Raw genomic sequence first — 12735 nt, forward strand, 5'->3', positions numbered from 1 at the left:
GTGTTCCCCCATGAGATTTGCGCTCGCGGGGTGTTCTAATGAAGATATGAGTAGCGACATGAACGGCAATGGCCCCGACAACGGCTGGCAGTGGAAGTTCGACAGGTTCTTCCGCGCCTGCAGGGAGTCCTATCTGATCCGTGACCAGGGATGGGTAGGCGGTGTTTGCGTAGCCTTGGCCCGTCGCCTGGGTTGGAGCGTGACCCTGGTCAGAGCCTTGATGATTCTGGCGGTCTTTTTCTTCGGTGCCGGTGCCGCCTTCTACGGCTTTGCCTGGTTCGTCCTGCCGGACCGGCGTGGGGTCATTATCGCCCAGGAGCTGATCCACGGGATTTGGCATGCTTCCATGGTGGGCATTATCATTTACTGGCTGCTGGCCATCCTGATTCCTGGAGTCGGAATCTTTTCACTGGCCTTCGGTGCCCTGGTCCTGTATCTGTTCATCCGGTGGAGCCGCAACAAGGCCCTGGAGTACCAAAGAGGGTACTGGACTGGGCCGGATGCTGGCAGACCGGTTTCGGGCGATCCTTGGGTGATGGGACCGCAGTATTCGGAACGGCCGAGTGGTGCAGGCTCGCAATGGTATCCGAATCAGCCTAACTACCCAAGCTTTTCGGGGTATGAGGGGTACCAGGATTACACAGGGACGCGAAGCAATACGCAGACAGACGGCAATGCAAGCACAGAAGGATACAGGAACCAGCCAGGGGATTCCGATTCGTATGGAACTCGGGAACAACAAGGGGATGCGACTGCTTCCGGACATATTTTTGAGACAGCGGATTCGGCAAACGCTGCCAGCGATTCTGATAATACGCAAGGCTGTGAGAATCCTGTCGCTGGTGCAGCTCCCGGAGGTTGGACGGGGGCAGAAGGACCTGCAGAACCTGTTGGGAACATGAATCAGTCATATGGATTCAGTGACTGGCCGGACTATGGCACAGCCGGGTCATTCTCGACAGGGCCGGGAATAGCCCGTAAGACTCCGTCGGTTCCGCCCCGGATACGGCGTCGTCCCGCCGGACCTGCGCTGGTCAGTCTTCTGTCAGGACTGATCCTGGTTTCCGGCGCAGGGGTCTGGTGGATGGCCACGAACCCCTATCGCGGATTGAATGTGGCCTTGACTTTCGCTCTGATCTGGGCTGGAGGCGTTACGCTGATACTTGGCGTGGTCATACTGATCCTGGGCTTGATGGGCCGCAGGTCTGGAGGACTGACCCCCATTGCCCTGATGGCCTGCTTGGTTGTCCTGATGCTGGCTTCTGGTTCGGCCATACCAGGCATTGAGCAAACCCAGAACCGCAGGATCCTAGCCGAATACGCCACAGTTCAAGTTAACGGCAACAACCATGGGCGCTTGTTGGGGGCGGACAGTGCAGACATGAGGCGTTACCGCCGCGGAATCGCACTGGTCGGAGACCCGCAGGATCAGGGAAGTGCCGTCATTGACCTGACTGGTTATGAGCAGAAACACGGCACCCATCGTGTTCAGATTATGGATGATGCGGAGAGTACAGTCTCAGGCTGTCCGACGGGCACCGTCCGCCTGGCTGTGGCCTATGCTGACGTTCGCCTGCTCATTCCTAAGGGATGCAGTCTGTCCTATAGGGAACACACCGACCTCTACAGGGTCTTGGGATCAGGCGCGGCTGACTGGATAACTGAGACGGAACAGGGAAACCGGATGTGGTGGGGCAATACGTCGCCATCAGCTGAACGACGCAATTGGGAGGAAGCCCTGCGAGCGTCCAAGGAGGATCAGTGGCATATGCCCGACGATCCCGAATTGATCGTCGATGCCAATCTCATGGCCGGTGCGCGGGTCACCGTGCAAGCCCAGGGGAGCGCTACCCAGCCGAAGCGGGCGCAGCTCTACAGCGGATCGATCAATGAATATTGGGATTATAGCTACAATCCATGGCAGTTTGGGGAGGATCAGGAAGATGACTGATATGCAGCAACCAGAAGGAGGCCATCCGCTCGATCGTCAGGAGCGCACCACCAAGGTCATGCCGGTTGAATCACAGGCACCCCCGATATACCAGGTTCGGATGCAGCCGCCGGAGCCGGTCCGTCCTAGCGGCCCCAGCATGCCTACCATCATTTTTGGCGTCCTGGTTGGACTTTTGGCTCTGACCATGTTGGCTTTAGGATTGGTCTTTCTGCGTTACGGTACGGATCTGACCCTAGTCATACCCTGGCAGCGGATTATTCCATTGATTTTTGCTGGCCTGGGCTTGGTGCTGATTGTCGCTGCTATATCAACTTGGCTGGCATCAACAAAGCGCGTTCGTCATGACTCAAAAGACCAAGATATTCCAGAAGATCAGGCTGCCAAGGATGGCCAGTGACCCCAACAGGGTTAGGGTCAGGGTCAGCCAGTGGCCAGCGCCAACTACAGCTGGTTTGCCGTCAGGCCGGCTGAAGATGGAGGTCAGGGTGCTCGCCAAGAGCAGGATGAACATCAGGCAGAGACCTGATAGTAGGAACCAGGAGAATGTCATCATCGAGGACAGATGGACCAGGCCGAAGGCTTGGCGGACCACAGTGAAGGCATAGGCCAGCAGGGCCGTTATCAGTCCTGCGGCCAACAGTCCCAGTGCCCAAAGCCGTCCGGCCAGACCTTTGCTGAAGCCGGACCGTTGTCTGACATTGCCTCGAGCCCGCAGATGTGAGTTCAAGGCTCCTATCAGGGCAGTTATGAGGGCAGCAACCAGCAGAACGGGGCCACTGGCCATCAAGGTCAGCAGGGCGGTCAGCGAGGAAATCAATCCGGAATCAGTACGATCAGGTACTTGATTGAGCTGGTGGGGCTGGCTGCCGGCGATCATGGGAGTGGACCATTGATCGGCCTGGGTGCCCAAGGCTACAGCGTTGATCCAGTCTTCCAGATTATGAGTATACCGGGGTTCCAAGGGCAACCCGGCCTTGGCCAGCCGACTGCCGGTGCGAATCTGATGGTTGGTGGGGTAGTAGCGCAGGGTCACATTGTCATTGCCGCTTGCATGAGTTCTGCGGATGATTTCGCGTGCACCCTGCTCGATTGGCATGGAGATATCCATGGTGCCGAAGTTGATCATGACGGGCATCCGCAGCTGGTCCAGATAAGGCAGGGAGGGGAAGTCGGCGTACTCCAGGCCCAGCAGGGACAGGTCCATGCTAATGAACCGGGGTATCACAGTGCGGATTCCCTTGGGCGCGCCAATCAGATCCAAGTAGTTGGTAGCCGCCATGGCCATCTGCCGCCGTCCCGGGTAGACGGGGGGCGAAGTCAGGATGGAAAAGGCGATACTGGAGTCCTTGGCGGTCATGATGGACGATATCCAGGTGCCCTCGGACTCGGCGTACAGGCCTACCTTGGTTGGATCCACACCCGGCCAGGAGCGTAGTTGGTCAAGCGATCGCTGGTAGTCGGCGGCTAAGGAATGATAGTCGCGGTGGAAGGTGGTGTAGTTATCCAAACGCTTGTCAGGCACCAGGGTGGTGATGCCGGCCGAGGCCATGGCTGAGGCCAGATCGCCATACACTTCTGAGGATTTGCCGGTTCCGGCGCCGTGGATGAACAAGCAGGCTGGCCCCGTGCCCTCTCGATCGCGCGGCTGTCTGACGATGGCCTGGATGCGGACTCCGCCATCCAGAGCAATGCTGATTTTCCGTTCTTTGACCTTATAAGTACCTTCAGGGGTGGTAGCTCCAAGGCGCGAGGCGATAGCTGTGGACCGGGTCGGAACCTTGATGTGGTCTCGATAGGGTTCCACCTGCCAGTCGGGTGTCATGGCTTGGCCCAAAAGGAGCATGACCAGCAGGATGACCACGAAGGAGGCGGCAGTGAAGCCCGCCCGTTTCAGCTTTTGCACCCGTCAACTTTACCTGACCGTTCGACAAGTTGAAGAGATTGAAGCTCCTGATTGTGGTTCAGGAGGTCGGTCCTGGGCCTGTTCGGCTTCGTCCAGGGTCTCGAAGCCGTTCATTTGCACTGTGGCCAGGATGGTTTCCTCGGTCAGGTTGCCGCCACGGGCCTCGATCTGGTCCACCATGGACTGGTAAAGATCCAGGGTCCGGGCCGAATAGGTGCCTAGTTCGCCACGCAGATAGGTCTCGAAAGAGGTGGCTTCCGGAGTGTCTTCACTGGTGCGCAGGACTCGCATCTCCTGACCTAGACGGGGGTAGCGCTCGCGAAAGTCCTTGGCCCAGGCCACCTGCCTGTCGATGATGCGTTCCTGCTGCCCCTGTCGGTCCAGGCCCAGCCGGGGCAGGTAGGGGGCGATGCTGCTGTGGTACTGGTCTGGGGCTGTGGACTCCATCATCCGCCCATACTTCTCGGTCAACAGGTTGCGCCCTTGTTTGTCGGCCTGATCCAGGTCGTCCGCATAGCTGGTCAGCAGGGGATGCGGCCAGGTCAGGAACTGGCTCAGGCGCATCTGGTGGAACATGGGCCAGTTGCCCTGACAGTTGGCCGGACCGCCCTCATTGTTGACCTGTTGGAACTGTTCCCATTCGTGGCGGACGATCCGCTCGCGCAGGGATTCCTCATTCTGGCATTGCTCGTCGTTTGCCATCCTTGGCTCCTTTCAGATGCTGTGCAGAACCGTGTCGTCACTGGAAATGTGCGCTTCGACATAGGGGCGCTGCCATTCCAGGAAGGTTTCGGGGCTGTTGGTCAGGCCCTCCGCCTGCAACTCTTCCACGATTCTTGCGCAGATGGACTCCACAAGCTCGGTGACGCGTTCGGCGGCCGGCCGGGCCCCCTTGCCGCCTTCGCCAAAGCCTTGCCCCCCGTAACAGGCAGCCGATGCCAGGCGCAGGATGTCCTCCAGCTGCTCGGTCAGGTCGGCCAGCCTGGTGGCCACTCGTCCGCTCAGCCGCCGCAGGGCCGCGAAGGTCCACTTGTAATAGGGCAGGTAACCGACGGTCAGCGGATTGTTGATCAGGAAGATCAGGGAGGCGCAGGCTTTGATGAACTCGTTGATTGACAGCATGGCTGCAGCCTCGTCGCCCCGCTGCAGACTCCGCGGCAGATTGTATTGGCCCGCCTGGGCGATCATGCCCAGCCGACGGGAGATCAGGCAGAAGCGCACATCGTCGGGCATGGCCTTGAACCCTTGCCGGGTGGCCAGCATCTGTCCCAGAGGATCGGCGAAAATCCTGCCGTTGGTGGCCGCCGCCAGTGTGGCCTCGTCCAGGAGCAGCCACTCGTGGGGGTGATCTTCCGGGGGCGCCTGCCGGTAGCCGGTCAGGGATTCGAAGAAGGCGCCGATCTCAAAGACGCCTACACGTCGGTTAGCCCCCTTAGCTCTGACGCTGTCGGTTCGTGAGCCGAACCCCATGAATTCGGTGGGCAGGGCCTCATAGTCCTTCTGCAGCTGGTCGCCGATGGTCTGGTAATCCTCGCTGGTCAGCCACAGGCAGAAGCCGGGGCCGAAATCATGATCCCGGGAGATGGCGTCGTCAAAGCCGTAGCAGTCCGATCCATGGCCCATCAGGCCTACGGCGATCCGGCCGCGATATTGGGGGTAGCGTTCCTCCAGCATGGGACGGCCCACCTGCTCCCAGTAAGTCTTGGCCAGGTCCAGTCCTTGAATATCCGTGCGGGAATCATGCTGATTGTTGTCATTGTTCTGATTCCTGGCCGGATGCCGGTTTGAACCGGTCTTTGGCTGGCTGGGTGCTGCCTGCTTAGCCTGGTCGGATTGGTCCTTGTCCCCGTTTTTATCAGCAGCGGCCTGGGCCTGGCCCAGATTGGCCTTGGTGATCTGGTAGTAGTCGCTGCCCTTACCGTATCGATCCTCAATGATGGCCAAGGCCTTGCGATAGGTGTCTGCCGATTGACTGAAGCGACCGGTCATATAACAGACTTGAGCAAAGCCGGCCAAGGCTGAGGCATAGTGTGCGCTGTTTTCCAGGTGGCCGGTTCGATAAATATCCAGAGCTGTGCGAGCCTGGTCCCAGGCCTCTTGCAGAGCCTGCGGACTGTCGCTGCGCTGCATGAGCAGAAGGGCCAGATTGGTGTGGGTGGTGGCCAGATCCTGATCCTGGGAAGGGTCAGTGCTGGAATTCTCCAGGATGCCCATGGCTTGGCGCAGCTCCTGCTCGGCCTGGTCGGGTCGGTCGGTTTCGCTGTAGAGCATGGACAGGTTGTTGTGCAGGGCCGCCAGGCGCCGATCCTTGGACCCAAGGGTCTTGGCTGCGGAGGCAAGCGCCTGCCGGTAGAGGTCTTCGGCCTGGTCGTACTTCTTGGCTGCCCGCAGACCTGTGGCTGCATTAATCAGGGTGGTCGTCCAGGCCTCGGACCCCTCAATACGCATGCGTGTGGCCAGTTCGATGGCGCGCTGGATCATCCACATGTTCTCCTGGTGGCGGCCCTGGGACCGGTAGAAGCCCATGATTTCGTTCAGCACGGTCAGCAGTCCGGCATCATTGCCCGCATTCTCCGCATCCACCAGCGCCTGCTGCAGGTAGGGTTCAGCTTCGTCGCGAGCCTTGCCCGCACTGAAGATGGCATCCAGTCCGTCCAGGAAGGCTTGGGTGTCGAAGCTGCCGTCCGGTTGCAGGTAGGACTGTTGAGGCTCTTCCCGCTTGCTGTCTGGGATAGGTGTCTGGTCCTGGCTCATTTGGCTCCCTTGCTGTCAGGGTATCTGTAGGTGCGGGTTCCTCATGGAGCCCTAGCGCCCTGGTCGCTTCTATCTATCAGTCTAGACTGATGGTCTTTGATGGACTTCAGTCGGCTATGTCGCCTAGGTCACACCTGCCCGGTGCAGTTGCCTGAATGGGTAACGAGGAGCTCGGCCAAACAGCGCTCATGATTTTGGAAGTGATGGTTTCTTCGATACAACTCGATGACACGACAGAGCTCATCCGCGTCATTCCAATATTGGTGCAAGAAAGCATACTGCTTGATCTTGTGCAGCCCCAGTTTCTCCTTGCAGAATTCGCTGGGTTTCATGTTATTGACGTGCGTCCAGTCCCTATAGGCCCCCTCTTTGATGATGGCCAGGATCTCGATCTCAGGACGAGTAGTCAGTGTAAGTACACGGGCTTTAGACTGGTACAAAGGCGACAAGTGAAAGCGTTCATTTGGCGAGTCAATAATACGGACGATATTCACGCACGAAGAACCATAGGTCACGGAAAGGAACCGTTCCTCGATTTCCCTATCTTTACGGCAGCGGGTATAAAACCGACCAGTCTGCGGATCTTCAATAAGGGAATCTTTAGGGATGATCAGTTTTCCTGCTGTCAGTAGGAGTTCAAAGATGACGCTTTCGGCAGACCCTTCGCAGATAACCAAGGTAGGTTCATTATAAATCGCTTGACTATCCATGAACCGTTTCCTTGACGTAGCTCCGCAAGGCGCTGATGGAAGCGGCTGAGGGCGCGGTTCCTTGCAGGGCACCCGACATGAACTGGACGCTCTTCTTCAGTTCACCGCGGGTGACCAGCTTGTTATACCGGATCAGTTGGAATCCAGCGTTCTCATGCCTGACAGCGAACCAAATGTTGTCCTTTCTGGTGAAATGGTCCAGCAGTTCTGGATAGTGCGTAGAAAAAACGAGTACCGCCCCATGCGGGTTAGTAGCAGGAGAGGAGAACAAGTCGATGATAGCGAAGACCAACTGCTTGTTTATGCTGTTTTCGATTTCGTCGAATAGTAAGTAGCCTCCTTGCGCAAGTGTTTCGATAGCATGTTGTGCCAAGGAGGTTCCGCGGAATGTTCCCGCCGATATCATGGCCATAGCTTGCGAGGGATCACAGTCGCGCTCAACCTTTTCATTGCGGAACTTGATATGGAACTGGTGATCGCTTACTTCCAAGTGTTCGATGGTCGGATCGAATAGACGTACCACTTGCGATGGGGGAGTGACAGGAATGGACATTTGCAGCGGATTTTGCAGACAGAGGGTGACCACGGTCTCCTTGGTGCGCAGAATCCCCGTCGTTAGAGAGCGATCGGGGGGCAAAAATCTCTTGACATCCTCGGCCAGCTCCTTTTCGTCGCCCGACTTATTCATTCCTCGAGTCGCTACAGTCCACCAGGATTCTTCGTCGCCATCTATGGTTCTTTTCAAACGAATCTTGCTCAGACTTCTGCCTGCATACTGGCAAAGCCGTTCCTTTTCGAAAACTAAGGGGGAGTCGGCGGTGGCCTCGTCCTTGTCGGCGCGACGGAGTGTGGCATTGAGCAGCCAAGCCTCGCCGTTTTCTTCGAAGATAATGCGTGCTGTAATCGTGGGCTCAAGAATGTCCATCAGCGGATCGATGGTGGAGCGTTGAGTTCCCAATGAAGCGCCTCTGGCAATGTTGATGATTAGAGAAAGCAGGCGTAGATCAGTGGTTTTGCCGGAGGCATTGATACCGGAGATGCCAATGGCTGTGACGATGCCAAGCGGTGAGGTGGTGCTCTGAAGGCGATGGGTGAAGCTGCCATCGGTAATCCTATCTTCGGCGAACAGGATCATGCGTAGTGCGCCCTTGTCGTATAAGCGAAGTCCTTTAAGGTCAAAGGCTAAGATCCGCATTATGCTCCTTTGAACAGAATATTTGTTTATATACTACATCTGAATGCTGATGATCTGTCGCTCCGTTCCGAGGAATCTCAATTATTGATGCAGCGGATATTGGTAAAGCGGAAGATTTCAGGATCGTTGGGGCTGTGATCCCAAACTGATAAAAATGCGAGAAAAAAACGAGAATCGCTTTTGCCTTTTAACTTTTGCTTTTAAGAAGAGAAAGAGCATGGCAAGGTTATTGTTCTTGCACATACTGATCTCTGAAAGTTACGAATACAGAAATTCCGGCCCATAAGGACCGGAATGCTTGTCGGGGTAGGGGGATTTGAACCCCCGGCCTCTTCGTCCCGAACGAAGCGCGCTACCAAGCTGCGCTATACCCCGTGACAACGTACTATATAGTACACGTACCGTCGGCCAAACGCTATTGTCTGCGCGGCGCGACCATTCAACCGCTTGCCTTCAGGCGGCACCCGGGGCCAAGTACTGGCTCATGCGTAAAATAGCGATTTATGAATGACTCATCGGAAGAAACCCCTCGTCTGACGACGGTCGAGCGTGCTCAGGCACTGCTTGACCAGGATATGGCCATCACGGAGAAGATTGATCAGGGCGCCCAGTTGGATGACGCCATTGATCCCGGCAACCTAGCGGAGAGCGCTGAAGGCCATCCCGAACAGGTGCGCATGCGCGTGGCCAAGAGGGCGCTCATGCTCAAGGAGGGTATTGAGCCCTACCCGGTCCATTTGGATGTGACCGACCGTATCGAGGTTGTGCGTCGCAAGTATCAAGACCGCCTTGAGCCAGGCCAGGAGACCGAGGATGTGGTTGGCATTGCCGGAAGGGTCCTCTTCCTGCGCAACGGTGGCGGACTCTGCTTCGTCCAGCTGGCGGCTGGCGACGGCACCCGCATCCAGGGCATGATCTCCAAGCGTGAGATCGGCGCTGATTCTTTGAAGCGCTTCAAGCAGCTGGTCGACTTGGGCGACCACCTCTACCTGCGCGGCCGCGTGGTCGCTTCCAAGACCGGCGAACTCTCTGTCTTCGCAACCGAGTGGAACATCGCAGCCAAAGCTTTACAGCCCCTGCCTGCCCTTCACAAGGAATTGACCGAGGAACAGCGCACCCGCAAGCCTTACTTGGCCATGATCGCCGACGAGGATGTGCGGGCCATGGTCCGCCGCCGTTCCAAGGCCGTCTCCTCCCTGAGGCGTACCTTCGAGGATCACGACTTCATGGAGGTTGAGACCCCCATGCTCCAGACCGTGCATGGCGGTGCCGCGGCCCGACCATTCACCACACATATGAACGCCTTCGACATCGATCTCTATCTGCGCATCGCTCCCGAGCTCTTCCTCAAGCGCTGTCTGGTCGGCGGCATTGAGCGCGTCTTCGAGATCAACCGCGACTTCCGCAATGAGGGCGTGGATGCCACGCATGCACCGGAGTTCACCATGCTGGAGGCCTATCAGGCTTACGGCACCTACGACACCATCGGGGAACTGACCAAGGAGCTGATCCAGAAGGCGGCCATGGCCACGTCGGGATCACTGAAGGTGACCCTGCAGGATGGCAGCCAGTACGACTTCGGCGGCGATTGGCGCCAAATCAGCATGTACGATTCCCTTTCCGAGTCCCTGGGCGAAAAGATCACCCCGCAGACCAGCGTGGACCATCTGCGGACCATTGCTGACAAACTGGGCCTGGAGGAGGAGCCTGCCGAGAACCATGGCAAGCTGGTCGAACACCTCTGGGAGCATTTCTGGCAGGACAAGCTCTACGAGCCGACCTTTGTGCGTGATTTCCCGGTCGAGACCTCGCCCCTGGTCAAGGCCCACCGCACCAAGCCGGGAGTGGTTGAGAAGTGGGACCTCTACGTTCGCGGGTTCGAGCTGGCCACGGGCTACTCCGAGCTCAATGATCCGGTGGTCCAGCGGCAGCGGTTCGTCGAGCAGGCCAAGATGGCCAGCCGCGGCGATGTCGAGGCCATGGATATTGACGAGGACTTCCTGGAGGCCCTGGGCGTAGGCATGCCGCCGGCTGGTGGCATGGGCATGGGCATCGATCGGCTGCTGATCGCCCTCACCGGCGCATCCATCCGCGAGACCATCACCTTCCCCTTGGTCAAGCCGCTGGTCTGAGACGATATGAGATGATAACGGGGGAGGGACGGTCATGAATATCAGGCTGTGGATGGATGGCATGCGTCCCAGGACGCTGCCTGCCTCGGTGGCGCCTGTCTGCGTGGGCGCTTCGGCAGCACTCCTGGAGCGGTCACGGCTCTTGGAACAGTGCACCAGTTCCTGTTCGCCCACGCCTGTCGACCCTGCCCTGAAGGCAGCCACACCGGGAAGGCTGGCTCTAATCGTGGTCCTGCTGGTCCTGCTCGCCCTGTCTATGCAGATTGCAGCCAACTTCGCCAACGACTACGCCGATGGTGTTCGCGGCACTGACTCCGGCCGTGGAGGCGAGGAGGCCGCCTCTGGCAGACCGAGGCGTCTGGTGGCCGCCGGCGTGCCGCCCAAGAAGGTGCTGTACGCCACCATGATCTCGGCGGCCTTCACCTGCCTGATGGGCCTGATTGTCATGGCTCTGACCGGTCATTGGTGGATGATCCTGGTCGGGGTCTGCTGCCTGATAGCCGGCTGGTGTTACGTAGGCGGCCCGCATCCATACGGCTACCACGGGCTGGGCGAGGTCAGCGTATTCATCTTCTTTGGTCTGGTGGCCACCCTGGGCACCGAGTACTTCCTCATTAATAGGGTCGATGCCGCCGGCATCCTGGGTGCCTGCGTCTGCGGGCTCAATGCCGTGGGCCTGCTCATGCTCAACAATTACCGGGACCTGGATGATGACCGTCAAGCCGGCAAGCACACATACGCTGTTCTGGTGGGGGCGCGTGCTGCGGCTATCTCCATCTACCTGGTCTACATCCTGAGCCTGGTCCTGGGCCTGATTCAGTTCGTTCCGGCTGTCATGCGGCGTGGCCTGCCCGGCTTCCCCCTTGTGCTGGTCCTCCTGCCTGTGGCTGTTGTCTTTCTGCTGATCTGTCGAGCCTTTGCCCGCGGCCAGGTGCCCAAGGCTTTCGGTATGGCAGGCAAGGGTACTCTGGTCTCCGCCCTGTGCTGGTCGGCGGGCCTGCTCCTGCAGCTGTGAAAATCTTGATACGCTCATAAGAGAGCAGTCCGACTTTCAAGCGATTTGGTGGATAATCAGGCAATCATGTTCATCACAATTCAGGAATACAAGGACGCACTGCGACCCTCGGCCTTGCTTTGCTCGCCCACGCCGGTGCTGATCGGCACGGCGGTGGCCCTCCGGCAGCTGTTCAGCCAAGGGTTGAGGCCGGATGCGCGCTTCTGGCTGATCGCTCTCTTGTGCTGTCTGACGGCTGTGTTCATCCACAGCACCTGCAATCTGGCCAATGACTACTTTGATGGCATCAGGGGCACTGACGAAGGCCGGAGCAGCCTTTCGGGAGCTGGCGCTGACGGCTCGGTGCCTGATCTGCCCAGAAGAGGGGTGGCCGGTGGTGTGGAGCCTCGCAAGGTTCTGCTGTCCGCCTACCTCAACATCCTTATGGCTTGCCTGTCCGGACTGACCCTCTGCTGGGTGACTAGCCACTGGTGGATGATCCTGGTCGGCATTTTCTGTCTGCTGGGAGCCTGGTTCTACACGGGAGGCAAGCACCCTTACGGTTATAGGGCCATGGGCGAGCTGAGCATCATGATCTTCTTTGGCCTGGTGGGCGTGCTGGCCACCCAGTACCTGGAGACTGGCAGCATCGACCGTCACGGGTTCATCGGCGCCCTGGTTGGCGGTCTTATCTGTATTCCTGTTCTGGAGATCAACAACTATCGAGACATTGATGCGGATCCTCTGGCCGGCAAGTACACGCTGTCTTCCTTCATCGGAGCCAGAGGCACGCTGATTCTGATGGGGTCCTGCTATGCCCTGGCTGTAATCCTGGGCGTGGTTGAGTCATGGTCTCTGTCTGACGGCTCTCTTGCGAACGTCTGGCCCCGTCTGCTCTGCCTGCTGCCTGTCCTGGCTCTGGCCATTGCCACCACAGCGGCCAGCTGTCGGAACCGCTTCAGTAGGGCCTTTGCGCTGTCGGGCTATACCGATCTGCTGACAGGGTTCTGCTGGCTGGGTGTCTGCCTGCTTTAAGTGACCGCTCTACGGGGGGGGGGCTGTAGATCCGCCAAACAGTCCCTCTTAGGTCTTA

Annotated in this window: 10 protein-coding genes and 1 tRNA gene; 5 read left to right on the forward strand and 6 right to left on the reverse strand. The window is 58.4% G+C overall.

Annotation, left to right across the window (positions count from 1 at the left end):
- The first annotated feature begins 46 nt into the window (after nt 1-46).
- Entirely contained in the window at nt 47-1951 is a 1905-nt protein-coding gene (locus FPK30_RS02165; RefSeq protein WP_186279322.1) for a PspC domain-containing protein, read from the forward strand.
- A gap of 139 nt (nt 1952-2090) precedes the next feature.
- Complete coding sequence (locus FPK30_RS02170) at nt 2091-2351, forward strand: hypothetical protein (RefSeq protein WP_144085082.1); 261 nt, start codon at nt 2091-2093, stop codon at nt 2349-2351.
- Here FPK30_RS02170 and FPK30_RS02175 read toward each other — a convergent pair.
- The 6 genes from FPK30_RS02175 to FPK30_RS02200 all read right to left on the reverse strand — a co-directional run bounded on the left by FPK30_RS02175 (nt 2301) and on the right by FPK30_RS02200 (nt 8891).
- Nucleotides 2301-3857, reverse strand: coding sequence for an acyl-CoA thioester hydrolase/BAAT C-terminal domain-containing protein (locus tag FPK30_RS02175; RefSeq protein WP_260804367.1), 1557 nt, complete (start codon nt 3855-3857; stop codon nt 2301-2303). The two genes, FPK30_RS02170 and FPK30_RS02175, sit on opposite strands and share 51 nt — an antisense overlap.
- A 9-nt stretch (nt 3858-3866) precedes the next feature.
- A complete protein-coding gene (locus FPK30_RS02180; protein ID WP_144085083.1) occupies nt 3867-4559 on the reverse strand; it encodes a DUF4125 family protein in 693 nt (230 codons plus the stop codon).
- Between the two features lie 12 nt (nt 4560-4571).
- Nucleotides 4572-6611: a DUF4037 domain-containing protein gene (locus tag FPK30_RS02185; protein ID WP_144085084.1), complete on the reverse strand. Its 2040-nt coding sequence runs from the start codon at nt 6609-6611 to the stop codon at nt 4572-4574.
- A 128-nt stretch (nt 6612-6739) separates the two neighbouring features.
- Nucleotides 6740-7321: a hypothetical protein gene (locus FPK30_RS02190; RefSeq protein WP_144085085.1), complete on the reverse strand. Its 582-nt coding sequence runs from the start codon at nt 7319-7321 to the stop codon at nt 6740-6742.
- On the reverse strand, nt 7314-8516 hold the full coding sequence (locus FPK30_RS02195) for an ATP-binding protein (RefSeq protein ID WP_144085086.1): 1203 nt from the start codon (nt 8514-8516) through the stop codon (nt 7314-7316). The genes FPK30_RS02190 and FPK30_RS02195 overlap by 8 nt, the downstream gene beginning before the upstream one ends.
- Before the next feature lie 301 nt (nt 8517-8817).
- Nucleotides 8818-8891: transfer RNA gene (locus tag FPK30_RS02200), tRNA-Pro, on the reverse strand.
- A 128-nt stretch (nt 8892-9019) separates the two neighbouring features.
- Between FPK30_RS02200 and lysS the strand changes: the two genes are divergently transcribed.
- The 3 genes from lysS (at nt 9020) to menA (FPK30_RS02215) (ending at nt 12677) form a co-directional block, all read left to right on the forward strand.
- Nucleotides 9020-10648 carry a lysine--tRNA ligase gene (lysS, locus tag FPK30_RS02205; protein WP_144085087.1) on the forward strand — a complete coding sequence of 543 codons (1629 nt, stop codon included), beginning with the start codon at nt 9020-9022 and terminating at the stop codon, nt 10646-10648.
- 34 nt (nt 10649-10682) lie between these two features.
- Nucleotides 10683-11663 carry a 1,4-dihydroxy-2-naphthoate octaprenyltransferase gene (gene menA / locus FPK30_RS02210; RefSeq protein ID WP_144085088.1) on the forward strand — a complete coding sequence of 327 codons (981 nt, stop codon included), beginning with the start codon at nt 10683-10685 and terminating at the stop codon, nt 11661-11663.
- Between the two features lie 66 nt (nt 11664-11729).
- Nucleotides 11730-12677 (forward strand): 1,4-dihydroxy-2-naphthoate octaprenyltransferase, encoded by a 948-nt coding sequence (gene menA / locus FPK30_RS02215; protein ID WP_144085089.1) that lies wholly within the window; start codon nt 11730-11732, stop codon nt 12675-12677.
- Nucleotides 12678-12735: the final 58 nt, after the last annotated feature.

The organism is Bifidobacterium apousia (assembly GCF_007559275.1).
Taxonomy (GTDB): Bacteria; Actinomycetota; Actinomycetes; order Actinomycetales; family Bifidobacteriaceae; genus Bombiscardovia; species Bombiscardovia apousia.

What these genes read in the sequence shown, in the direction of transcription:
- FPK30_RS02165 (WP_186279322.1), top strand. Translation starts at nt 47, where the DNA reads ATGAGTAGCGACATGAACGGCAATGGCCCCGACAACGGCTGGCAGTGG.
- FPK30_RS02170 (WP_144085082.1), top strand. Translation starts at nt 2,091, where the DNA reads ATGCCTACCATCATTTTTGGCGTCCTGGTTGGACTTTTGGCTCTGACC.
- FPK30_RS02180 (WP_144085083.1), bottom strand. Translation starts at nt 4,559, where the DNA reads ATGGCAAACGACGAGCAATGCCAGAATGAGGAATCCCTGCGCGAGCGG.
- FPK30_RS02185 (WP_144085084.1), bottom strand. Translation starts at nt 6,611, where the DNA reads ATGAGCCAGGACCAGACACCTATCCCAGACAGCAAGCGGGAAGAGCCT.
- FPK30_RS02190 (WP_144085085.1), bottom strand. Translation starts at nt 7,321, where the DNA reads ATGGATAGTCAAGCGATTTATAATGAACCTACCTTGGTTATCTGCGAA.
- FPK30_RS02195 (WP_144085086.1), bottom strand. Translation starts at nt 8,516, where the DNA reads ATGCGGATCTTAGCCTTTGACCTTAAAGGACTTCGCTTATACGACAAG.
- lysS (WP_144085087.1), top strand. Translation starts at nt 9,020, where the DNA reads ATGAATGACTCATCGGAAGAAACCCCTCGTCTGACGACGGTCGAGCGT.
- menA (WP_144085088.1), top strand. Translation starts at nt 10,683, where the DNA reads ATGAATATCAGGCTGTGGATGGATGGCATGCGTCCCAGGACGCTGCCT.
- menA (WP_144085089.1), top strand. Translation starts at nt 11,730, where the DNA reads ATGTTCATCACAATTCAGGAATACAAGGACGCACTGCGACCCTCGGCC.